The sequence below is a fragment of the Sarcina sp. DSM 11001 genome, assembly GCF_900101015.1.
Taxonomy (GTDB): Bacteria; Bacillota; Clostridia; order Lachnospirales; family Lachnospiraceae; genus CAG-791.
Window position 1 is genome coordinate 86193 of record NZ_FNFZ01000008.1, and the last position, 23785, is coordinate 109977.

Here is a 23785-nt window from a genome sequence, read left to right on the forward strand (position 1 = left end):
CTCTTCTCATTTTCCGGTGAGTGGCAGTCAGAACCGGAGCAGGAATATGTCCTGGCGGAATCTCTATTTCTGAGTGTTAGATGTACTTGACGGATGGAGGGCGGATGAAGGGCAAATCGCACGGCCCTCACGGCCGGGCGATTTAGGCGTCCGTGTCTGAGCAGACCGTGCCTTCAGCACGGGATGCGAGTTAAAGCCGGCCCGAAATCCGCACGGAAACCGTCCTTAGTACATCTTCACGAAGAAAGCGAGATTCCAAGGGACATATCCTGCGAGGATTCATCCCCGCCCCGGCTCCCGCTCCCTTACTTGTGCAGCATCTTATTCACATAATACCCCGTATAGGAATCATGCCTCCCGGCAATTTCCTCAGGGGTCCCGCAGGCCACGACGGTGCCTCCGCCTTCCCCGCCCTCGGGTCCCATGTCGATGATGTAATCGGCAGTCTTGATGACGTCGAGGTTGTGCTCGATCACGACGGCGGTATTGCCGCCCTCGACAAGTTCGCGCAGGATACTGGTCAGCTTGGCGACGTCGTCAAAATGGAGGCCGGTGGTGGGCTCGTCCAGGATGTAGATGGTCCTGCCGGTGCTCTTGCGGGAGAGCTCGGTGGCCAGCTTGATGCGCTGGGCTTCGCCGCCGGAAAGCTCGGTGGAGGGCTGGCCGAGTTTGACATAGCCCAGTCCGACGTCGTAAAGGGTCTGGATCTTGCGGCGGATGGTCGGTATGTTCTCAAAGAAGGGCAGGGCTTCCTCGACGGTCATCTCAAGTACGTCGGAGATGTTTTTGCCCTTGTAGCGGACCTCCAGGGTCTCGCGGTTGTAGCGCTTGCCGTGGCAGACCTCGCAGGGGACGTAGACGTCCGGCAGGAAATGCATCTCGATCTTGATGATGCCGTCGCCGGAGCAGGCTTCGCAGCGGCCGCCCTTGACGTTAAAGGAAAAGCGGCCTTTGGCGTAGCCCCGGGCGCGGGCGTCCTGGGTGCCGGCAAAGAGGGACCGGATCAGGTCAAAGACGCCGGTATAGGTCGCGGGATTGGACCGGGGAGTGCGGCCGATGGGGGACTGGTCGATGTTGATGACCTTGTCCAGCTGCTCGATTCCCTCGATATCGTCATGCTGTCCGGGGATGGTCCGGGCACGGTTGAGGTCACGGGCCAGGCGTTTGTAGAGGATCTCGTTGACCAGGGAGCTCTTGCCGGATCCGGATACGCCGGTCACGACCGTGAGCACACCAGTGGGGATGTCTACGTCGATGTGCTTGAGGTTGTTGACAGCCGCGCCGCGCACATGGAGCCAGCCGGTGGGCTCGCGCCGCTTCGCAGGGACCGGAATTTTCTTTTTGCCGGAAAGGTACTGGCCGGTTATGGATTCCGGGACGGCCATGATCTCCTCTGCTGTGCCGCAGGCGACGATCTCGCCGCCCCGGGAGCCGGCGCCGGGTCCGATGTCCACGATGTAGTCGGCAGCCCGCATGGTGTCCTCGTCGTGTTCGACGACGATGACCGTGTTCCACATGTCGCGGAGGTTTTTCAGGGTGTGCAGGAGCTTGTCGTTGTCGCGCTGATGAAGGCCGATGCTGGGCTCGTCCAGGATGTAGCAGACGCCGACCAGGCCGGACCCGATCTGGGTCGCCAGGCGGATGCGCTGGGCCTCGCCGCCGGACAGGGTCGCCGTGGCGCGGGCCAGAGTCAGGTAGTCGAGGCCGACGTCATTGAGGAAGCGGACCCGGGCCCGGATCTCCTTGAGAACCTGCTTCCCGATCATCTCCTGGGTCTTTGTGAGCTCGAGTTCCTCCAGGTATTCCTGCAGTTTTTTGACGGACATGCAGGTCAGGTCATAGATGTTGATCCCGCCGACCGTGACGGCCAGGGACTCCTTTTTCAGGCGGCGGCCGCCGCAGGTCTCGCAGGGTGTGATCTGCATGAAGGTCTCATATTCCGCCCGCATGGTCTCGGAAGCGGTCTCGCGGTAGCGGCGGCGGGTGTTTTCCAGGATGCCCTCGAAGACGACGGGATAAATCCCCTTGCCCCGCTGGCCTTCATAGTAAACGTCCACACTGTGGTCGGCACCGTACATGAGCATATGGCGGACCCCGTCCGGAAGGTCCTTCCAGGGGGTCTTGAAATCAAAGCCATATTCCTTGGCCAGAGCGACCAGGATGGCGTTGGCAAAGCTTCCTTTATTCATGCAGGACTGCCAGCCCAGGACAGCAATGGCTCCGTCATTGATCGACAACCGCTCGTCCGGAATGATCAGGCGGGGATCGAACTCCATGCGGTAGCCCAGGCCGGCGCAGTCGGGGCAGGCGCCGAAAGGATTGTTAAAGGAAAAGCTGCGGGGTTCGATCTCGGAAATGCTGACCCCGCAGTCCGGGCAGGCGAAGCTCTGGGAGAACTGCAGGAGCTCTCCTCCGACGACATCGGCCTGGACCAGACCGTCGGAGAGTCCCAGGGCATTCTCCACGGAGTCGGTCATGCGGCGCTCCGTGCCGGGGCGGATGACCAGACGGTCTATGACGATCTCGATATTATGCTTGATGTTTTTGTCGAGGGTGATGTCCTCGGAGACATCGTACAGGTTACCGTCGACCCGGATGCGGACATAGCCGGCGCGGCGGGCGCGGTCGATGACCTTTTCATGGCGGCCCTTGCGGCCGCGGACGACCGGAGCCAGGATCTGGACGCGGGTGCCCTCCGGCAGCGCCATCAGCTGGTCCACCATCTGGTCGACGGTCTGTTTCGCGATCTCGCGCCCGCAGTTGGGGCAGTGGGGCGTGCCGATCCGGGCGTAGAGCAGGCGGAAATAGTCATAGATCTCCGTCACCGTTCCCACGGTCGACCGGGGGTTGCGGTTGGTCGACTTCTGGTCGATGGAGATGGCGGGCGAGAGGCCCTCGATATTCTCCACGTCCGGCTTCTCCATCTGCCCCAGGAACTGGCGGGCGTAAGAGGACAGCGACTCCATATAGCGCCGCTGTCCTTCTGCGTAGATCGTATCAAAAGCAAGGGAGGATTTACCCGATCCTGACAGGCCGGTCAGAACGACCAGCTGGTTGCGGGGGATGGAGACATCGATTCCCTTGAGGTTGTGCTCGTTGGCTCCCCGGATCTTGATGCAGTCCTCCGCATAAATCTGTTTCCTGCGTTCCGCGTCGATCTCCCGCTGGGCCAGGGCCTTCTTTTCATTCTCTGCCAAGGCCGGCCAATAGTCCGGTCTGCGCATTTTGACTGCACTGCCCTTACCGGCATCAGTTTTCTGATTTACCATGTAATGCCTTTCTTCATATATATTGATTTATGCCGTGATCAGGACCTCTTTTCCACGAAAACCAAATCCGTATTTTGCGACAGCATCCGGCGGAAATCCCCGGGACAGGAGGTCTGTATCGTATTTTTTTTCATCGATCTGTTTTCTGGCCCGTTTTGCGGTATCAGCCAATATTACATCCCCTTCTTTTTCACTGAACACTTTGAATTCCAGTATAAACGCTCTGGAATCCTCTTTTCTGTCACGCGGTTCTATGGAGACGTCATACCGGCCGAATCCACTTTCCCTGTTGGATGTAAGTTGATAATCTTCGGACAGACAGGTCAGCATCCCCAATGTCAGACCATGGAAAAAATTCTCCGGCTGCGCATTCCCTTCGGACGGTTTTCTGGCGCTGTCAAAAGTCGAGGCACAAATCAGCACTGCCTGACTGAACTCCTCATTCATCTCATAAAGATCACCCCTGAGCAGGGCGTCTGCAAATTTTTCCATGTAGTTGCCGGATGATCCCTCAAACCAGCCCTTTACCAGTTCTGAAAGGCAGATCATAGACTCATGGTTGGTCACAGACAATCCGGTCACCGGGCTGTTCCCGGATTCTTTTACAGGCTTGAGATAACCGGCCGCGACAAGAAGTGACCAGACCGCATTTTCATCTGTATCCAGCCTGGGAAAAATCAGGTCTTCCCGGATCCTCCTCCAGATGGTGCCGCCTCCAAGAAGGGTTTCAAATCCTTTTTTTACTGCGATCCCGCTCTTTTTCAGGAGATAGTCCACCAGGGCCAGACCTCCTGATTGAGCCCAGTAATCCTCAGGGGGATATTCTCTTTTGGAGAGATAGCTGATTACAGACCATGGATTATAGATCTTCGTCATGTTTCCAATTGAAAACCCGTCATACCAGTTTCGGATCAGTTCCTCCTGTTCGATCAGATCAAATTCCTCCATAACCGTATGCATTTCATCTGCTGTAAAACCAAATACGTCATCATACCCCCCCGACATAACCGAGTAGACTGCCAGGTTGTTCATCTCAGAGAAAAGCGATTCCTTTGCGATCCGCGTAATACCTGTGATCACAGCTCTTTCCATCTGATCGTTGTCTTTAAACGATTCTGCAAACATATCCCGGAGGAACTCAATCGCTTCTTCATAATAATGGTTTAAATATGCCGCCTGAATCGGTGTATCATATTCATCCAGAAAAATATAAACCTTTTTCCCGTGGCATCTAAACAGCCAGATGGAAAGCAGATGAAGAATATGACTCAGCTTATACAGGAATTCCTGATAGGTCTCTTCGTCTGCCTGCGGATCGGGGATCCTCGGAATCGTCCTGCTCATCTCTTCAAACAGCTTCTTTTCGTCTTCATTCAGAACCCCATCCGTGACCAGATACCGGAAACCATCCAACAGGATAGAGATTCTGCCCGCAATCGTCCGCAGAAGTTCCCGAAACGTCTTTCCTTTTACCCCCGCAAAGGAAAGTTTTATTGTGGGGGCAGTTCCCTGCAGATGCATCATCTCCTCATCCGAAAAAATCCTGAGGCCCTCAAACAGCCCGCTTCTACCTTCATAGGTGCGGGAAAAGAAGCAGTTCAGCATATCCACCGTCAGCGTTTTTCCAAATCGTCTCGGCCGGGTGATTAAAGTAATATCATCATTTTTACGATACCACTCTCCGATAAAAGGGGTCTTATCCACATAAAACTGGTTATTGCTCCTGATTTTTTCGAAGCTCTGAATTCCCAATCCAACTGCTCTCATCCTTGCGTTCCCTGCCTCCGTTCACAAGCGCATTTAAACCCAAAACACGCTCAGGATGTCTGCATAAGATGCTGACAAATATGCGTCTGCATGTTTATTTACGTACTGTACGTGCAGGTATAGTTTAGTGGAAAAATGCGGTGAGTTCAACGGGCAAAACAAAGGACAGCAGATTGCTCTCTGTTGTCCCGCTTCCTGCTGTCCTGATCTTCAAGACTTGCTCAGGATCCTGTATCAGGTCCTGACTGTTCCTGTACTTTTCGCTTCTCCGGAAGCCTTGTCTTCTTTTATTTTGTCTTATGCTCTGTTCTCCCAGATGCCTTCCTCCGGCCGCTCCTCTTTGCGGCGCGCTCGGCGCTGCGGACAGCGTCATGCATGTTGACGGCAGTCCCCTGGCCTGCTCCTCCGGCGGCAGATGCCTGCGCTCCGCCCGGGAAGGCAGAGGGCTGTGCCCCTTCCCCGGAGCCGGATCCGGCGTTTTCCCCGGAACTGTTCTCCACCTCCAGCAGGTGCTTTTTGAGGTCGACCATGCGGTCGCGGAGCTCGGCGGCAACCTCGAAGTTGAGGTCGGCGGCGGCTTTGCGCATCTGTTTCTCGACGTCGGCGATGAGCTTCGTGAGTTCCTTTGCGTCCATGGATTCGGGATCCTTCTCGAAGCGGGCCTCCTCCCTGGTGATCTCGCGCGAGATGGAGATGAGGTCACGGACAGCCTTGCGGATGGTCTGGGGAGTGATCCCGTGTTCCTCATTGTATTTCTGCTGAAGGGCCCTGCGGCGTTCAGTCTCATCGATGGCGCGGCGCATGGAATCTGTCATGTTGTCGGCGTACATGATGACATGGCCGTCGGAGTTTCTGGCGGCGCGCCCGATGGTCTGGATGAGGGAGGTCTCTGACCTCAGGAAGCCCTCCTTGTCGGCGTCCAGGATGGCGACGAGGGAGATCTCGGGGATGTCCAGGCCTTCTCGCAGGAGGTTGATGCCGACCAGCACATCGAAAACATCCAGACGCATGTCGCGGATGATCTGGGACCGCTCGAGGGTGTCGATGTCCGAGTGGAGGTATTTGACGCGGATGCCCGCCTCCGCCAGGTAATCGGTAAGATCCTCGGCCATTTTTTTCGTCAGGGTCGTGATCAGGACCTTGTTTTTGTTTTCGGTCTCCCTGCGGATCTCACTGATGAGGTCGTCGATCTGTCCCTCGACGGGGCGGACGTCGATCTTGGGATCCAGGAGGCCGGTCGGGCGGATGACCTGCTCGGTGCGGAGCAGTTCGTGCTCCTCCTCATAGGTGCCCGGAGTCGCGGAGACAAAGAGCATCTGATCAATGTGGTTCTCGAATTCCCCGAAATTGAGGGGGCGGTTGTCCAGGGCGGAAGGGAGCCGGAAGCCGTAGCGGACCAGGGTCTCCTTGCGCGAGCGGTCGCCGCGGTACATGGCTCCGATCTGGGGGATCGTCATGTGCGATTCGTCTATAATAATAAGAAAATCATTGTCAAAAAAGTCCATGAGGGTCATGGGCGGCTCGCCCTCCTTCATGAAATTCAGGTGGCGGGAATAGTTTTCTATGCCGGAACAGAAGCCGGTCTCCCTCATCATCTCCACGTCGAAATTGGTGCGCTCGGCAATGCGCTGAGCCTCCAGGAGCATGTCCTCTCCCTTAAAATACTTCACGCGGTCCCGCAGCTCCACCTCAATGTTGTCACAGGCGGCGTTGATCTTCTCCTGGGGGACGACATAGTGGGAGGCGGGATAGACCATCACGTGCTCGAGCTGGCGGTGGACGCGGCCGGTCAGGGGGTCGGTCTCACAGATCCGGTCGATCTCGTCTCCGAACCACTCGACGCGCAGAATGAACTCACTGCCCTGGGCGGGAAAGATCTCGACCGTGTCGCCGCGGACGCGGAAGTTGCAGCGGTCGAGCGCCATATCATTGCGGGTGTACTGGATCGCCACCAGGTCGCGGATCACCTCATCGCGGTCCTTCTCCATACCGGGCCTGAGGGAGATCGACATCCCCTTGAACTCGTCGGGGCTGCCCAGGCCGTAGATGCAGGATACGCTGGCCACCACGATCACATCCCGGCGCTCCGCCAGGGAGGCGGTCGCGGACAGACGGAGCTTGTCGATCTCGTCGTTGATCATGGAATCCTTGGCGATATAGGTATCGCTCTGGGGAATGTAAGCCTCCGGCTGGTAGTAATCATAATAGCTCACAAAATACTCCACGGCGTTCTCCGGAAAAAACTCCTTCATCTCGCCGTAGAGCTGTCCCGCCAGGGTCTTGTTGTGGGAAATGATCAGGGTCGGCTTGTTCAGAGCCTGGATGACGTTCGCCATGGTGAAGGTCTTGCCGGATCCCGTCACGCCCAGCAGGGTCTCAAACTGGTTGCCCTCTTTAAATCCTTTTACGAGTTCTTCGATCGCCTGCGGCTGGTCGCCGGTCGGGGCATATTCAGAATGAAGTACAAAGTGATCCATCTGTTTCCTCTTGTGGATAAAAGAGCGGGATGTCCCTTTTCAGAACATCCCGCCTGTTGTTTTTTCAGATACTGATAAGACTCCGGGCTTTAGTCAAACTTGAAGCCCTTGAGCAGATCGCCGAGGCTGGTGGTGGCATTTTCCCTGGTCGTGTACTTGGAAAGATCCGGAATCTCCTCCTTCTCCTGTACAGGAGCATCCTCGAGCACCTTCATGCTCAGGCTGATCTTGCCGTCTGCGACTCTGGTGATCCTGACCTTGACCTTGTCGCCTTCTTTGACAACTTCAGAAGGATCCTTGACGCGCTTCTGGCTCATCTGTGAAACATGAACGAGGCCGCTGATTCCGTCCCCCAGGTCAATGAATGCGCCGTAGGGTTTGATGGTCTCCACCGTTCCCTCAAGGACAGTGCCGGGCTGCATGGCATCAATGCGTTTTCTGCGCTCCTGTCTGCGGCGGTCGCGGGCAACCTCTTTGCCGGACAGAACGAGACGCTTTTTCTCGGGATCACAGGTGATGATGCGGACATCGACATCCTTGTCGATCCATGCCGCGGTATCTTCGACATAGCTGTCGGCCAGCTGGGAGGCGGGAATAAAGGCCCGGATCCCTTCTACATAAGTCACGACGCCTGCCTTGACTGTCTCGAGGATCTGAACAGTGATGACTTCCTTGTTCTCCATCATCTCTTTCAGCTTGTCCCATGCCAGGACATCCACAGCCGCCTTGCGGGACAGGGCGATGCTACCGCTGCCGTTGTCCATCTTCAGCACCTTTGCTTTGACCGCGTCACCCTCGTGCACATCCTGCGTGAGGCTGAAGGTGGGATCATTGCTCATATCCGCGGCGCGGATAAAGCCCTGTGCATAGTACTGCAGATCAACCGTGACGCCCTCTTCACTGACGCCGATGACCGTTCCTTCGACAATGTCGCCGACATTGATCTCACGGAACGAGGACTCCAGCTCTTCCTTGTAATCGTTCATGCTTTCCATATTTCTTTCCTCCCCTTCTGTTCTATTTTCCGAACAGTCTGTTGGGTGTTATCGTAACATAGTTTTTTATTAAAGTAAACCATCCCGATCGTGTCAGGAGGTTACCGGTTTTCCGGGCTTATGGCTGTTACAATGCACACCCTGCCGAGGGTGTGGATAGTAAATCGTCAGCCGGCCTCCGGAATTTTCGCGGACTTTCCACGCGAAAGCCTGATGAGATATCAAAAACCTCCGCTCACCAGGATCCTTATGCCGATCGCGATCAGGATAAGGCCTCCGAAGACAGAGGCCCTGCCTGCCAGCCGCATTCCGACATAGCTGCCGATCCGGATCCCCGCCAGGCAGATGACCAGGGTCACAGCCGCGATGATCAGGGAAGCCGCCAGCGCCTGAAGTCCGGTATAGGTGGCGATCGTAAATCCCACCGACAGGGCATCGATCGAGGTGGCGATCCCCTGGACAAAAAGCTCACCTTTGGAGACCCGCACGGGTTCAACTTCTTCCCCGTCTCCCAGGACTGTCTCCACGATCATCTTTCCCCCGATGAACAGGAGCAGGACAAAGGCAATGATCGGAATGGCATTTCGGAACATTAAAAAATGCTCGGCAGCCGTGTGGACAATGACCCAGCCCGCAAGGGGCATGAGACATTGAAAAAAGGCGAAAGTCCCGGCGATCAGAAAGGCTCTGCGGCGGCGCATGTCCGGGTCCTGAAGGGCATTGGCGATGGAGACAGAAAAGGCATCCATGGCAAGTCCGACTCCGAGCAGGGCGCTCTTTATCACAAACAACAGCAGATTCATAGTCCTCCTGTAATGATAAGGTGCAGGTCCATACCGGATTTATGTAAGAAGAACTGCAAACTCGACCCGCATTTCTGGTTTCGTTCATATAGCCTGACACACAGGAAATCCGGCACAGACAGGGCAACTGTGCCGGATCTCCAGTGCAGATATTGGCAGATATTCCGTTACAGGTATTCCGGTCACACCCTGACCGGGGCGTGACCGGGTAGCATCTGTCACGGGTGAAAACGCACTCCGATATACTGTAAACAATATTGAAACAGTATACTCTTTGAAAGCTCCTGCGGAAGTTCAGCGGATCAGCATTGCGGTCCTCCGAACCTTTATCCTGCTTCTTTATGTCGTTCCCGGCGGTAAAGACGACCGGCAGGAACGCCTGCATGGCGGGAAACAGCCTGAATGGGGATACAGAACCGGACCGGCAGCCGCGTACACGAAAATGTCAGTCCGCGATCTTAGCCATCAGGGAATCTGGATGTATCCGTCTGTCGTTCCGCCGCCGAGCCATACTCTGACATTGTGCCATCCATTGCCGGCCTCAGCGGGCTCAAGGACTGCTACCTGATATCCGGCAAGCAGAGTGAGCAGCTGCTCGGAACCTGTGGAAGCTTCCGCATAGAGAGGCATATCATTTTCTACTGTGTAGATAGCACCTGCCTCAAGTACTGTTGTGGAGGTCACTTCACCTTCTGCAGGAGCGGCTTCGTCGCCGGCAGCCTCTGCCCCAGCGGGCTCTGTCTCAGCGGGTTCTCCTTCTGCTCCAGTCTCCTCGGTGGTCTCCTCGACGATGGCTTCCTCACCCTCGGTTTCCTCAGTGGGCTCGTCGATAATAGCGAGCTCTTCTCCTTCGCCCTCTGTGGTCTCCTCAACGATGGCTTCTTCCTCGCCGGTCACCTCTTCGGGCTCTTCGACGACAGCTTCCTCGATCTCTTCATCGGGAGCTCCGACCAGGATATCATCCTCAACAGCCTCGGCCTCTGCCTCGGCCTCAATGCCGGTTGCCGCCACAGCAGCTGTATCAGCAGCTTTCTTCTCATCATCCGAACCGGAGGATGTCAGAAAGATCACGATACCGACCACTGCGAGAACTGCGATGACGCCGATGAGAAGGAGCAGGTTCTGCACATCCTCTCTGCGCTGCTTTTCCTGAGCGGCGCGGCGCTCTGCGCGGTCTCTTTCTGCAGCCGTCATGGCCGCATCACCATTGTTACCTCTTCTTTTCTTGTTATTTGCCATATCTTCCTCCTGTACACTGCTGTTCTGACGTCCCCGGGCCACATGCATACATGCCCTGTCTCTGCTGTGCCCGATCTTCACAGAACAAACTCTGTGCTCTCCCCGTTCCTGCTGCTTTAAACGGTTACGGGAATGGTGCATTCTGCACCATCACAGATAATTGTAACATAAAACACTGCCTGCGGAACTTTACATTTTAATTTGCAGTGCATTTTTTTCGTTTTTTATTCACTTTTTGTTCACATTTCACCTGTCCGGCCGCCCGGGCAGGACTTCAGGACGCATACAGACCGGCAAATGACCGTATCAGATGTAAAAACACGAAACTTGCCGGCTGAAAACTCCTCAAGGCCGACAGGCAGGCAGTAAGTGAACCAGCTGCAGCTCCCTATCTCCGGATGACCGCGAAGAACAGGATCACGACGATTCCAAGCACGATCCTGTACCATCCAAAGATCTTAAACCCATGGGGGCGGATATACTGCATGATGGACCGGATCACGAGCACGGAAACGATAAATGAGGTGATCATTCCAATCGCCAGGATCCCCAGCTCCATACCTGAAAAGGCGATCCCGTATTTGACGATCTTGAGCAGGCTGGCGCCGAACATGACCGGGATCGCCAGGATGAAGGTAAACTGCATCGCGACAGGGCGGGATATTCCGATCAGCATTCCTCCGAGGACCGTCGCGCCCGACCGGGAGGTGCCGGGAAAAATCGCCGCGATCAGCTGAAAGAGGCCTATGATCAGAGCCTCTCTGAGAGTGATGTCGCGGAGCCTGCGGATGACAGGCTTCTTTCCCGCGTTTTTATTTTCAACCACGATGAAGGCAATACCCACCAGGATGAGCATGACCGAGACGACCTGCCAGTTGTAAAAATGAACGTCCAGCCAGTCGTCCGCCAGGATCCCGACGACAGCCGCCGGGAGACAGGCCACGATGATCTTGACCCAGAGGCTGATCGTCTCTTTGTCGATCGCGACCTTTCCTGTCTCCGCATCCCTGCGGAAGGGCCAGATCGTGTTCCAGTACAGGATCACGACAGCCATGATGGCTCCGAGCTGGATAACGACCAGGAACATCTGCATAAACATGGCGGATACCCGGAGGGATACCAGCTCATTCAGCAGGATCATGTGACCGGTGCTGCTGACGGGAAGCCATTCCGTGACGCCTTCCACGATACCGAACAGCAGCGCTTTTAATAGTTCTGTCATATAAAAAACCTACCTCCTCTTCAGGCGCGCTCCGGCGCCTTTACCGGTCTTCCGCCGGTTGTCTGCCGTTTTGTCCAGCATCCCCGGAAACTGTCCGCAGCCGGAGATCCCTATAGTCAGCGGTCCGGATACTCTGCCTTTACAAACCGCCTGATGGCGTCGAGAGACCGTCTGACCTTCTCAGTGTCCACACAGTAGGCGACGCGGAAAAAACCGGGTGCGCAGAAGCCGTCTCCCGGCACAAAGACCAGGTCGTATTTCAGGGCCTTTTTACAGAAAGCGACCGCGTCCTCCTCCAGAGCCCTGGGCATGATGTAGAAGGTTCCGCCGGGGCGGGGGACCGTGAAGCCCAGCTCGACAAAGGTGTCGTAGAGGAGGTTCATATTTGTCTCATAGACGGAGAGGTCCGAGGTGACCTCGAGGCACTCCGCCGATGCCAGCATGGGCAGAGAGGAAGGGCAGTTGTGGCCCAGACCTCTGGAGATCTGGCCCATCATGGCGACCATCTTGTCTGCCTGTTCACAGTCAGGAGTGACCGCGACATAGCCGACACGCTCTCCGGGGACGGAGAGAGACTTGGAGAAGGAATAGCAGGACAGGGTGTGCGGATAGAATGACGCCGGATAGGCCTGCTTTTTGCCGTCAAACACGATCTCACGATACGGCTCATCCGAGACCAGAAAGATCGTGTGCCCGTACTGCCTGGACTTTTCGGTCAGGACCTGCGCGAGCCTGCGGAGTGTTTCCTCTGTATAGACCGCGCCCGAGGGATTATTCGGTGTATTGATCAGGACTGCTGCCGTCTTTTCGTTAAAAACAGCCTCTGCTGCCTCAAAGTTGATCTGGAAATCATCAGCCTTGACCGGGACGACGCGGATCAAACCCCCGGTCCCCCCGATGTACTGGTCATATTCAGAGAAATACGGGGCAAAGACCATGACCTCTTCTCCGGGCTCCACGACACAGCGGAGAGCATGGGCGATCGCGCCCGCCGCTCCGGAAGTCGGGAAAATATGACCCGGGGCATAAGACATTCCAAAGCGCCTGTTCAGAGAAGCGGCGACCTTTTCCTTTACCCTGGGATCTCCCATCGTGGGATTATATCCGTGAAGCTTCAGGGGTTCCTCCTCCTCCAGGAGCCGGATCGCGGCGTCCCTGTAGCTCTCCGGCGCAGGCACGGACGGATTGCCCAGACTGAAATCAAAAACATTCTCATATCCGATCTCTTTTCCCCTCGCAGTCGCATATTCCGACAGCTCGCGGATCACGGACTTGTTTCCAAGCATGGCGAGAAAATGCCGATTAACCATTGAATTCTCCTCCTCTAAAACAATCTGAATCATCCTGATCGCATCGATACAGCTATAACATCGATACAGCATGTGTTTGAATTTACAGGTTTATCACATGATCCCATTATAGGCTCATTTAAGTTTTCAATTATACAATCATGTGCATTTTTCACATAATTTCTCACAGAAAAAGATCCGTCTGCCGGATGCCCTGCCTGCTTCAGTGAATCCCAGCCTGCCGAGCAGACGCAGGGAAGCCTCATTCTCCTCCCGGGCATCCGCCCTCACACGGACAAACCCGAGTTCCTCAAAACCATACCGCAGGAGGGCACTGCATGCCTCAAAGGCGATCCCCCTGCCCCTGCACGGGCGGGCCAGCAGGAAGCCAAAGTCAGCATCCAGACCGGTTACGCCCAGCCCGGCCGCCTCCCGCTCCTGATCGGCGGTAATGGCTGAGAAGCCGATGCGGCCGATCACGGATCCGGAGGACACAGGTCCGCAGTCCCCGGCGGCAATGACCGCCCAGTGGCCGAATCCGTAAAGCCTGTAAATACGCTCGATATAAGCCTTCAGGACAGCCCGCTCATGATCCCGGTCCTCTCCCGGCGGCTCCAGAAATCTCCCTGCCAGCTCGTCGTAAAGGGAATAAATGCTGTCCAGGTCATCCTCCGTAAATTCCCTCACCAGAAGACGGGGCGTCCGCAGGATCGTCCAGGGCAGGCCGGCCTCCCGCTCATAGATCTTGACATAACTGTCCGGATCGACGAGGTCCGGTTCCTGAATGATATAATCCGCGCCCGGGAATTTCTCTCCGGCATTTCCGGAATGCAGATAGCCGGCGGCATACAGACCGCCTTCGCGCAATCGCCTGAGCAGAGATCCGTCATCACACAGAAAAAGGACATCCTCCGGCTCCACTCCCTCCGGGAGCCGCGGCGAAGCCTCTCCTTCCTCCATCTCCAGAATCCCGCTCCCGAGTCCCTCCGAGCGGAAGATCTGCACAGCGCGCTCAGACTCAGCAGTCAGAAAAGGAATCTGAGAAGGTATACGGAAAGAAACCTGAAAAGGATCTTGAAAAGGTTTTTGAAAAGATTTTTCAGCTGGTTCCCTGTTTCCGGATCCGGCGGCCTCCCGGCCCTCCGCTTTACTTTTAATAAAATAAATTGCCTTCAGCATATTTTGCCATAGTCTCGTGTTCACAGTCAGGTATGAATGAACTACGCGTGCTGCCGCGCTTACACACATTCAGCCAGTGCCGCCCACAGATACGCATGATCCCAAAACCTGCCCGGCCGGCGGCTGAAGCCACTGTATCATTATAACGATTGGAAATGAAAAATAAAAGAAGAAATATAGGTTATACGGAATGTACGGAATGCAGGCCGGACTTGCAGGAACGGGATGCTTTTCAGCTTCCCTCGCACGTTCCCTCTCACGTTAAAAAAATGTTCATATTTTATTTAATGTTTCTTAAACTTGACCTCATCGTCCGTCCATTTTTCCTTCCTATACTCATACCATAAGCTGAACGGCAGAAAAACAGCCGGCAGCTGATAAACAGTCGCCAATGCAGCAGGCTTACGAATAACTTTTTCATAACTTTGCCAGGTACCTCCAGGTACCTGGCATCCTCCCTTTTCAGGGGAAAAATTGCGTCCCGGCTTTGTTTCAGCAACCGCCGTGACTTATAAAAAACAACGCGTCGCAGGGAACCAGTCCCCCGACGCGTTTTATTTTTTCCTTATATTTTCGCCGGTATTCTGCAGTTTCCGGCGGAGCGGATGATATTCGGATCAGACAGCCGATTATATTCGGATCAGACAGCCTCAGATACTTTCATGCGGCCTGTGAGCAGGTAAGCTGTGATCTCCTGCATCGCGTTTTCTTCATCGATTCCGTCAATCATCACTTCAATGCTGTCCCCGACAGATGCTTCGAGAGACATCATCCCCATAATACTCTTGGCATTAACCTTTCTCCTGCCATGTTCCAGATACACGCGGCTCTCATACTTGCTTGCTACTTGTACCAGTTCCGCAATCGGACGGGCGCCAAGCCCCTGCGGACGATTGATCACAACCGATTTTCTCAGCATACCATTACTCCTATCCTGCGGCAGAGCCGCTCAAACAGAAAATCACTTACCAATCTGGTCATCCAGTGTGCCGTCTCAATCATTTTTGAAGTTAAAATTGCCAGATCGTCGTCGTTCCCGCGAGGCGGAGGAAGGAGTCGATGTGAACCCATCGGCGACTGACGACAACGACGCGGGCGGCGACGAGATGGTGATTTTAATTCTAATTATGATTGAGACGTCACACTAATATCTTCGCGCGCCTTCCGGGCAAGCACTGCGATTTTTCTCAGCCGGTGGTTCATCCCGGACCGGCTGACCGGCGGCACTGCAAGAGCCCCAAGCTCCGTAAGAGAAGCCCCCGGATTGTTTTCCCTCAGATTCGCCGCCTCGCGCAGCTGCGGCGGGAGCGTCTGCAGGATACCTGACTCGCGCAGCAGACGGATCTCCTCCATCTGACGCGCGGCAGATTCAATTGTCTTCCCGATATTGGCCGTCTCACAGTTGACCCTCCGGTTCACGGTGTTGCGCACTTCCTTGTAGATCCGGGCGTTCTCCGTGGCCATCAGACTGACAGAAGCCTCCATCAGATGCAGGAGGAGGACGATGTCCTCCGAGTCCTTTACATAGACGACATAATACTTTTTTCTCCGGGTGATCCCCGCCCGGATCCCGTTCTCAGCGAGCACATCCCTGAGCTGTCCGGCCTGGGGCTCCGAAAAGCATCTGAACTCCACGTGATATCTCTGTTTCGGGTCATTCATAAATCCGGTGCAGAGAAACATCTCCCGCAGATACCACCTGCTCCGTCTGCCGTCCAGCAGCGCCCTGTAAAGGGTACCGTCATTCTCGCCGACTGTTCCATCCTCCCGGATGATCCGGAGATCTCTCAGCAGGTCAGTGAACCGGGGCGGCATGACAAAGCCGTCCGCGTCCTCTTCCTCTGTTTTCCCGTTTTCCCGGGCAAGACAACAATCAGTGCTTATATTAACGGTTTTCAATATCAATGTAAAGCGTTTTTTCAGGGCTGCGCGGATCCCGGGCAAAAAACAGACCCGCACAGAGCCGCTGCCCGCATCTGAAAGGCCGGCCGTATTTGTCAGCAGAACAGCCAGCGCTGTCTCCGCCGCTGTCCTCCCGGAAGGAAGTATCCTCTCGAGCTCAGCCTTCAAGTCTCCGGAAAATGACATTATTTACTATTTACTCCATGTATGGGATCATCCGTTACTGTTATTATCCTGTCAGGATAATCCGTTCAAAATAAACTGATCAGGATGTAGCCGGAACTTTTACCGGGCTCCCGTTTTTTTTATTCAGTGCCGGGTTTTTATTCAGTGTCAGATTTTTTTCTCTCCACATCCCGGTGATAGATCTTCAGTCCGTAACTGCCCTCTCCCTTCAGGTCTTCATAGAGGCAGTTGGCGATGGTGACGCTCCTGTGCTGGCCGCCGGTACATCCGATCGCGATCACAAGCTGGTTTTTTCCTTCCTGGACATAATAGGGGATCAGGAAGCGGATCATATCCGCGAGCTTTTCCCTGAACTGCGTAGTCTGAGGGAAGGAGAGGACATACTCAGATACCGGGCTGTCGTTTCCTGTCAGAGGTTTAAGCCTGTCAATGTAAAAAGGATTGGGCAGGAAGCGGACATCAAAGACCAGGTCCGCATCCCTGGGGATCCCGTTTTTGAACCCGAAGGACATGACAGAGACAATGAGGGAATTGTAGTTTTCACCTCCGACAAAGATGCGGTACAGTTCCTCTCTGAGTTCTCTCACCAGAAGGTGAGAAGTATCAAAGACATAATCCGCCTTGGACTTGATATGCCGCAGGATCTCCCTTTCCTTCCGGATCCCGTCTTCCACGCGGCCCTGCGGCTCACAGGGATGAGCCCGGCGCGTCTCCTTGTACCGCTTGATCAGCGTCTCGTCGTCCGCGTCCATAAAGAGGATCTCGTAGGAATACCCCTTCTCTCTCAGTGTGGACAACACCTCTTCCACATAAACGAACGGCCGGTCCGCCCGGACATCCAGACCGAGGACAACCTTGTCCACGTTGCTGCCGGGCATAAAGACCAGCTCCATGAACTTGTCGATCAGCCTCACGGGGAGATTATCGACACAATAAAACCCTTCATCCTCCAGAATATTGATGGCAGTTGCCTTTCCGCCTCCGCTCATTCCGGTCACAACAACAAAACGCATTTCCCCCTCCTGACTGAAAAAGCTGTTTCCGGTCACACTTTGATCAGGGTGTGACCGTGAAATGCGAAAACGACCCGAGGCTGGTCAACGAGTGATCTGCAGCAAAATGTCCCCGCCGGCCTGCTCTCTCAGAACTCTCCCAGATAGATCACTTCGCGCTCGAGCATCACTCCGGAGTTCCGGAACACCCTCTCCTGCACATCCTCGATCAGGGCCCGGATCTGGGCGGAGAGCGCTCCTCCCCGGTTGATCACAAACCCGCAGTGCTTTTCCGAGACCTGGGCGCCGCCCACACTGTAGCCGCGAAGTCCGGCATCCATGATCAGCTTGCCGGCAAAATATCCCTCCGGGCGCTTGAAGGTACTGCCCGCGCTGGGATATTCCAGCGGCTGTTTTTCGCGCCGCTGCGCCGCGAGATCCGCGATCTTCTGCCGGATCTTTACCGGGTCGTCCGGAGTCAGTTCAAACTGCGCTGAGAGAGCGACCGCGGAAATCTGCCGCAGCAGGCTGGTCCTGTAACCGAACTGCATCTCTTCAGGTCCAAGCTCCCGCTCCCTGATATCTGCCGACAGCAGGTGGACCGACCTTACGACCTGTTTCATCTCTCCCCCGTAGGCGCCGGCATTCATCACGAGACCGCCTCCTACGGTGCCGGGGATCCCGGCTGCAAATTCCATTCCCGCCAGTCCGTGCTCCGCAGCTGCCAGGGAGACCTCGTGGAGCGTCGCGCCGGCACCGGCGGTGATCATATTTTTTTCCACACGCACTTCATCCAGGCGGACCGGCCGGTCATCCTGACGCGGCGCGTCCTCCCCTGGTCTGTGCGCTGTTTCCTCCTCCCCGGCGGAAGAGACCGCAGTGACAATGACGCCTCTGTATCCGCCGTCCCCGACCAGCAGGTTCGTTCCCCGGCCCAGGATAAACCATTCCTCTCCCTCGCTGGTCAGCAGCCGCAGAACATCAGCCAGCTCCTGCCGGGTCCTGACAAATACCATGGCGTCCGCGGGTCCACCCGTGCGGAAGGAGCAGTGCCGGTCCATCGGCTCCTGATATCTGATCTGTCCGGGAGAAAGGATCCTCCCGAGTTCTTCCTGTATGTTTTTGCGGATCACGTCTCCTCCTCGTCGTCCTGTTTCTGCATGCGCATAAGGTTTTTCTGCACGCGCATATAGAGCTCCTGCGCGGCATTGTAGCCCATCAGCTTCTGGCGGTGATTGGCCGCGGCAGATTCACAGATGATGGCGACATTTCTACCCGGACGCACCGGCACCCTGTGGCACACCACCTTGTTGCCCAGGTATTCAGAATAATGCTCCTCGATGCCCATGCGGTCATATTCACGGTTTTTGTCCCATTCCTCAAGATGGATCTCCAGATCGATACTCTGGCTCTCCCTGACGCTGGAAACACCGAACAGGGTCTTGACATCAATGATGCCGATCCCTCTCAATTCAATAAAATGCTTGGTGATCTCGGGCGCCGTCCCGATCAGGGTCACCTCACTGACCTTCCGGATCTCCACGACATCGTCAGACACAAGGCGGTGCCCTCTTTTGATCAGTTCCAGCGCGGCCTCGGATTTACCTACGCCGCTGTCCCCTGTGAGCAGGAGCCCGATCCCGTAGACGTCCACAAGAACTCCGTGGATGGAAATAGAGGGTGCCAGCCGGACATTGAGCCAGCGGATCATCTCCGCCATAAAAGGGCTGGTCGCCTGACTGGTCAGGAACATCGGCATCCCGGCTTCCAGGGCAGTTTCCAGGATCACCTGGTCCGGAGGCAGGTCTCGTGTGAAAACAACCGCGGGAACGTCCAGGGAAAAGAGCTGCCTGAAGACACGTCTCTTGTCCTCGTCGTCCATCTGGTCTATATAGGAGTGCTCCACCAGCCCGATGATCTGGATCCTGCCCGCGGCAAAATGATCAAAATACCCCGTCAGCTCCAGAGCCGGCCGGTTGACCTCCGTCTGATAGACATTTCTGCGTGAAATATCGATCTGAGGCGTCAGCGTCACCAGCCTCATCTTCTCAACGACTTCCTTTAATTTGACACAAGACATGAGTATTTTTCCTTTCTCTCAGGCAGCAGGGGCACGCGCAGGCCAGGGATGTTTTCCCGGAAGCCGCAGCAGCTGAGCTGTCACTCCGTATTGTCGCTGTTTTTGTGGAAGTATTCCCAGATCGCCTCCGCCTGCCGCTCCGGAATCTCGGGAACAGCGGCGAGTTCCTCCTTCGTCGCGGCCATGATGTCCTCAATAGAACGGAAGCGGCGCATCAGCGCCTTTTTGCGGGCGGGTCCCACGCCCGGGATGGCGTCGAGGCGGGAAGTCACCTGAGCCTTGCTCCGCAGGGACCGGTGGTACTCGATCGCGAAGCGGTGGGCCTCGTCCTGAATGCGGGTGATGAGCTTGAAGCCCTCCCCCGCTGTATCGATGGGAAGTTCCTCATTATTAAAGTACAGGCCCCGCGTCCGGTGATTGTCATCCTTGACCATGCCGCAGACTGGAATGTCGAGATCCAGCTCCCGCAGAACGGCGGATGCGATATTCACCTGCCCTCTGCCTCCGTCCATCATGATCAGATCCGGAAACCTGGTAAAGCTCCCCAGCTCCGCGTCCAGATTCTTTTCCTCCATCTCGCGCTGTTCCTCCAGCCCGTGGCGGAAACGGCGTGTGAGCACCTCGCGCATACAGGCATAATCATTGGGACCGGCGACGGATTTGATGCGGAACTTACGATAATCACTCCTCTTGGGCTTCCCGTTTTCGTAGACGACCATGGAGCCGACGTTGGCGAAACCGCTGATATCGGAGATGTCATAGGCTTCCATGCGGCGGACCGCCGGGAGCCCCAGCAGCTGAGCGATCTCCTTCACCGCGCCGATGGTGCGGCCCTCCTCGCGGCGCAGCCGCTCCCTGTCCTTCTGCAGGATGAGGGCGGCGTTTTCCCCCGCCAGCTCGACCAGCTTTTCTTTTTTTCCTTTTTTAGGGACAAAAAGCGTCACCCTGCTGCCCCGGCGGGCGCTGAGCCATTCCTCCAGCAGCCGGTGATCATCGGGTTCCATCGGAAGAAAGATCTCCCTGGGGACAAAAGGCGTAGCGGCGTAGAACTGCTTGATGAATTCGGCCAGGATCGCGTTCGGGGTCTGTCCGCCGACATGGGTCATATAATGGTGCTCACGGCCCATCAGCTTTCCGTCCCGGACGAAAAAGACCTGAACGACGCCGTCGGCATCCGCGTTCTCCTTTTCGACGGCGATCCCGAGGATATCGCGGTTTTCGCCGACTCCCTCCGACATCTTCTGCTTCTGGGCGACCTGCTGCACACTCTGGAGCAGGTCTCTCCAGCGGATCGCCTCTTCAAATTTCATTTCCTCCGAGGCCTTCTCCATTTTTGCCGTGAGATCCCGGATAACAGGCTTGTAGTTTCCGGCCAGAAACTCCAGCGCCATGTCGATCTTCCCGCGGTACTCCTCCTCCGGGACATTCCCGCTGCAGGGCCCGCAGCACCGGTCCATATGGAAATTCAGGCAGGGACGTTCCTTCCCGAAATCCCGGGGCAGGACGCGGCTGCAGTCCCTCAGCCCGTACATGCGGTTGATCAGCTCGATCGTCTGCCGTACCGCCTGCGCGCTGGAAAAAGGGCCGAAATATTTCGCCTTATCCTTTTTCATCTGTCTCGAAAAAAGGATCCGAGGATAGGGTTCGCCCACAGTGACCTTGATCCAGGGATAGGTCTTGTCGTCCTTGAGCATCGTGTTGTATTTGGGCCGGTGCTCCTTGATCAGATTATTCTCCAGGATCAGGGCCTCCAGCTCGGAGTCCGTCACGATATACTCAAAACGGTTGATCTGCTTCACCATGCGGTCGATCTGCGGACCCCGCCCCACGATTTTTCGAAAATAAGAGCGGACGCGATTGTGGAGGTTGACTGCCTTGCCCACATAAATGATCGCATCCTGCTCATCATGCATGATATAGACGCCGGGCTGAGCCGGCAGCTTTTTGAGGTCTTCGGAAAAATCCTTCATAGTTCAGTGCCATGACCTACTGTTTACAAACATATATGATGAAAACTGCGCGTGCTGTCGCGCTTACACGCTCCCAGCCCGCTCCAAGCACTCGGATTCCGCTCATTTGTCAAAAAGGTCAAGATCCTCCAGGGAAACCTGGGAATATCTTCCCTTGCCGGTCCTGTCTCTGCGGACAGGCCTCCCGGTGAAGGGATCCCTTTCCGGGCTGCTCTGACTGTCCTCTTTTTCTTCTGCCGGGGCAGATGCGCCGGCTTTATTTTCCTCTGCAGGGACGGATGCGCCGCCTGCAGCTCCCTCTGCAGGCACAGCTTCCCTGTCCGAAACTTCCGGGTTTTCCTCTTCAGGGGACGGAGTTCCGCCCTCCGAAGCCTTGCGGGCCGCGCGGACCGTATCAAACATCTTCATGAATTCCTTGCCGGTGATGGTCTCCTGACGGATCAGGAAATCCGCGATCACATCCAGGGCATCCATATTTTCCGAAAGGATCCGCTTGGCTTCTTTATAGCTTTCCTCCAGGATCCGGCGGACCTCCTCGTCCACCGCCGCGGCAGTGACATCGCTGCAGTTGAGGACAGGACGGCCGTCAAGATACTGGCTCTCGACCGTGGCCAGGCCCATGAGGCCGAAGCGGTCGCTCATACCGTACTGGGTGACCATATTCCTTGCCAGCGCAGTGGCGCGCTCGATATCATTGGCAGCCCCGGTCGTGACACTTTCAAATTTCAGCTCCTCGGCCGCGCGGCCGCCCAGGAAGCCGACGATCATGGCTTCCAGCTCAGCTTTGCTGTTGAGATATTTTTCCTCTTCAGGGACCTGCATGACATAGCCGAGCGCTCCCATGGTGCGAGGGACGATGGTGATCTTCTGGACCGGCTCGGAGTTTTTCTGCACCGCACTGATCAGGGCATGGCCGACCTCGTGATAGGACACGATGCGCCTCTCCTCCTTGCTCATGATGCGGTCCTTTTTCTCCTTGCCGACCAGGACCTGCTCGACAGCTTCGAAGAGGTCCTTCTGGCTGACATACTGGCGGTGGGCCTTGACCGCGTTGATGGCGGCTTCATTGATCATATTGGCCAGGTCGGAACCCACAGCTCCGCTCGTGGCCAGAGCGATCTCCTCCAGATCCACCGTTTCATCCATTTTGACATCTTTCGCGTGGACCTTGAGGATGGCGATGCGTCCCTTGAGGTCCGGCCTGTCGACGATGATGCGCCGGTCAAAGCGGCCGGGGCGCAGCAGGGCCTTGTCCAGGATCTCGGGCCGGTTGGTGGCCCCGATGATCAGGATACCCTTGGAGGCCTCAAAGCCGTCCATCTCAGAGAGCAGCTGGTTGAGAGTCTGCTCCCTCTCCTCGTTGCCCCCTCCATACCGGGAGTCACGGCTTCGGCCGATGGCGTCGATCTCATCGATAAAAATGATACAAGGTGCATTCTTATTGGCTTCCTTGAACAGATCACGCACTCGGGAAGCGCCCACGCCGACATAGAGCTCGATGAAATCCGAGCCTGTCAGGGAAAAGAAAGGCACATGCGCCTCTCCGGCGACAGCCTTGGCGAGCAGGGTCTTGCCTGTTCCGGGAGGCCCCACGAGAAGGGCTCCCTTGGGAAGTTTTGCGCCGATCTTGACATACCGGCCCGGATTGTGCAGGAAATCGACGACCTCGACCAGGGACTCCTTGGCCTCATCCTCTCCTGCGACATCCTTGAAGGTGACCCCGGTCTCCTGCTGGACATATTCCTTGGCCGTGCTCTTGCCAACGCCCATAATACCGCCGCGGCCGCCCATCCTCTTGAACAGTATGCTGAGCAGCCCCCACATCAGCAGGATGGGGAGCACATAGGACAGCAGAAAAGAGACCACCATTCCGGAGCTGTCCGGCACATAAGGATTGTAGGTGATCTTAGCGTCCATCAGGCGCTGGGTAAGAGCGTCCTCCGACTCCGCAATACCCGTGTACAGGACGGCATCAGAATCCTTCAGGTGGATCTCCAGGCGGTCCGACTTCATGTCGACCTCAGTGACCTTTTCCTGCTGGATATACTTGATGAATTCATTGTAGGAGATCTTGCGGGACTCTCCGTTGTCCCGCATGAAATAGCTGATGCAGGCAAAAAGGACCACGGTCAGAAGCAGCAGGAGAAACAGACTCTGCCGCGGCGGCTGTCCGTTTCCGTTCCCGTTTCCGTCGCCGCCGTCTCCGCTGCCATTGCCGCCGTTGTCGCTGCCGCCTTTGCCTTTTCCCCGGTTCCCGCGGCCATTGCCGCCTTTTCCGTCTCCTGTCCCGAACAGATCCCCGGGGTTAAACAGTTCGAGCCACCGGGCTATACGGGAACTCCGGTATTTTTCCATTCTTTCAGTCATTTATAATAACCTGTCTCCTTTAATCTCCTGCCGTTTGTAAAAAAATGA

16 protein-coding genes are annotated in these 23785 nt (G+C 56.0%); all 16 read right to left on the reverse strand.

Annotated features, from left to right (window positions below; translation table 11 throughout):
* Window positions 1-305 precede the first annotated feature (305 nt).
* Window positions 306-3269 carry an excinuclease ABC subunit UvrA gene (gene uvrA / locus BLT02_RS05650; RefSeq protein WP_175453708.1) on the reverse strand — a complete coding sequence of 988 codons (2964 nt, stop codon included), beginning with the start codon at window positions 3267-3269 and terminating at the stop codon, window positions 306-308.
* 27 nt (window positions 3270-3296) lie between these two features.
* A complete protein-coding gene (locus BLT02_RS05655) occupies window positions 3297-5036 on the reverse strand; it encodes an AAA family ATPase (RefSeq protein WP_092992443.1) in 1740 nt (579 codons plus the stop codon).
* Window positions 5037-5323: 287 nt separating this feature from the next.
* Window positions 5324-7513, reverse strand: coding sequence for an excinuclease ABC subunit UvrB (gene uvrB, locus BLT02_RS05660; RefSeq protein WP_175453709.1), 2190 nt, complete (start codon window positions 7511-7513; stop codon window positions 5324-5326).
* Between the two features lie 89 nt (window positions 7514-7602).
* The gene (locus tag BLT02_RS05665) at window positions 7603-8508 is read right to left on the reverse strand and encodes a S1 RNA-binding domain-containing protein (protein ID WP_092992445.1); all 906 of its coding nucleotides are present in this window, start codon (window positions 8506-8508) and stop codon (window positions 7603-7605) included.
* A 221-nt stretch (window positions 8509-8729) separates the two neighbouring features.
* Window positions 8730-9311: a manganese efflux pump MntP gene (locus BLT02_RS05670; RefSeq protein ID WP_092992447.1), complete on the reverse strand. Its 582-nt coding sequence runs from the start codon at window positions 9309-9311 to the stop codon at window positions 8730-8732.
* Window positions 9312-9776: 465 nt separating this feature from the next.
* Window positions 9777-10550, reverse strand: a complete 774-nt coding sequence (locus BLT02_RS05675) for an SH3 domain-containing protein (RefSeq protein WP_139187437.1) — start codon at window positions 10548-10550, stop codon at window positions 9777-9779.
* Between the two features lie 388 nt (window positions 10551-10938).
* Window positions 10939-11772, reverse strand: a complete 834-nt coding sequence (locus BLT02_RS05680; RefSeq protein WP_092992451.1) for an undecaprenyl-diphosphate phosphatase — start codon at window positions 11770-11772, stop codon at window positions 10939-10941.
* A gap of 116 nt (window positions 11773-11888) precedes the next feature.
* Window positions 11889-13082 (reverse strand): pyridoxal phosphate-dependent aminotransferase, encoded by a 1194-nt coding sequence (locus BLT02_RS05685; RefSeq protein WP_092992453.1) that lies wholly within the window; start codon window positions 13080-13082, stop codon window positions 11889-11891.
* A 138-nt stretch (window positions 13083-13220) separates the two neighbouring features.
* Window positions 13221-14066, reverse strand: a complete 846-nt coding sequence (locus BLT02_RS05690; protein WP_175453710.1) for a GNAT family N-acetyltransferase — start codon at window positions 14064-14066, stop codon at window positions 13221-13223.
* A gap of 814 nt (window positions 14067-14880) precedes the next feature.
* Window positions 14881-15159, reverse strand: coding sequence for an HPr family phosphocarrier protein (locus tag BLT02_RS05695; protein ID WP_092992457.1), 279 nt, complete (start codon window positions 15157-15159; stop codon window positions 14881-14883).
* A 206-nt stretch (window positions 15160-15365) separates the two neighbouring features.
* Window positions 15366-16328, reverse strand: a complete 963-nt coding sequence (whiA, locus tag BLT02_RS05700) for a DNA-binding protein WhiA (protein ID WP_092992459.1) — start codon at window positions 16326-16328, stop codon at window positions 15366-15368.
* A 137-nt stretch (window positions 16329-16465) separates the two neighbouring features.
* A complete protein-coding gene (rapZ, locus tag BLT02_RS05705) occupies window positions 16466-17341 on the reverse strand; it encodes an RNase adapter RapZ (RefSeq protein WP_092992461.1) in 876 nt (291 codons plus the stop codon).
* Window positions 17342-17469: 128 nt separating this feature from the next.
* Window positions 17470-18453 carry a UDP-N-acetylmuramate dehydrogenase gene (murB, locus tag BLT02_RS05710; protein ID WP_347474907.1) on the reverse strand — a complete coding sequence of 328 codons (984 nt, stop codon included), beginning with the start codon at window positions 18451-18453 and terminating at the stop codon, window positions 17470-17472.
* The gene (gene hprK / locus BLT02_RS05715; protein ID WP_092992463.1) at window positions 18450-19400 is read right to left on the reverse strand and encodes an HPr(Ser) kinase/phosphatase; all 951 of its coding nucleotides are present in this window, start codon (window positions 19398-19400) and stop codon (window positions 18450-18452) included. Before hprK ends, murB begins: the two co-directional genes overlap by 4 nt.
* 80 nt (window positions 19401-19480) lie before the next feature.
* Window positions 19481-21370 (reverse strand): excinuclease ABC subunit UvrC, encoded by a 1890-nt coding sequence (gene uvrC / locus BLT02_RS05720; protein WP_092992465.1) that lies wholly within the window; start codon window positions 21368-21370, stop codon window positions 19481-19483.
* Between the two features lie 102 nt (window positions 21371-21472).
* Entirely contained in the window at window positions 21473-23737 is a 2265-nt protein-coding gene (gene ftsH / locus BLT02_RS05725) for an ATP-dependent zinc metalloprotease FtsH (RefSeq protein ID WP_242869707.1), read from the reverse strand.
* Between the last annotated feature and the right edge of the window lie 48 nt (window positions 23738-23785).

Excerpts from the sequence above, each read along its gene's own strand:
- hprK (WP_092992463.1), bottom strand. The coding sequence starts at position 19,400 with ATGTCTTGTGTCAAATTAAAGGAAGTCGTTGAGAAGATGAGGCTGGTG.
- BLT02_RS05655 (WP_092992443.1), bottom strand. The coding sequence starts at position 5,036 with ATGAGAGCAGTTGGATTGGGAATTCAGAGCTTCGAAAAAATCAGGAGC.
- ftsH (WP_242869707.1), bottom strand. The coding sequence starts at position 23,737 with ATGACTGAAAGAATGGAAAAATACCGGAGTTCCCGTATAGCCCGGTGG.
- BLT02_RS05695 (WP_092992457.1), bottom strand. The coding sequence starts at position 15,159 with ATGCTGAGAAAATCGGTTGTGATCAATCGTCCGCAGGGGCTTGGCGCC.
- BLT02_RS05675 (WP_139187437.1), bottom strand. The coding sequence starts at position 10,550 with ATGGCAAATAACAAGAAAAGAAGAGGTAACAATGGTGATGCGGCCATG.
- BLT02_RS05685 (WP_092992453.1), bottom strand. The coding sequence starts at position 13,082 with ATGGTTAATCGGCATTTTCTCGCCATGCTTGGAAACAAGTCCGTGATC.
- uvrB (WP_175453709.1), bottom strand. The coding sequence starts at position 7,513 with ATGGATCACTTTGTACTTCATTCTGAATATGCCCCGACCGGCGACCAG.
- whiA (WP_092992459.1), bottom strand. The coding sequence starts at position 16,328 with ATGTCATTTTCCGGAGACTTGAAGGCTGAGCTCGAGAGGATACTTCCT.
- BLT02_RS05670 (WP_092992447.1), bottom strand. The coding sequence starts at position 9,311 with ATGAATCTGCTGTTGTTTGTGATAAAGAGCGCCCTGCTCGGAGTCGGA.
- BLT02_RS05665 (WP_092992445.1), bottom strand. The coding sequence starts at position 8,508 with ATGGAAAGCATGAACGATTACAAGGAAGAGCTGGAGTCCTCGTTCCGT.
- uvrA (WP_175453708.1), bottom strand. The coding sequence starts at position 3,269 with ATGGTAAATCAGAAAACTGATGCCGGTAAGGGCAGTGCAGTCAAAATG.
- BLT02_RS05680 (WP_092992451.1), bottom strand. The coding sequence starts at position 11,772 with ATGACAGAACTATTAAAAGCGCTGCTGTTCGGTATCGTGGAAGGCGTC.
- rapZ (WP_092992461.1), bottom strand. The coding sequence starts at position 17,341 with ATGCGTTTTGTTGTTGTGACCGGAATGAGCGGAGGCGGAAAGGCAACT.
- uvrC (WP_092992465.1), bottom strand. The coding sequence starts at position 21,370 with ATGAAGGATTTTTCCGAAGACCTCAAAAAGCTGCCGGCTCAGCCCGGC.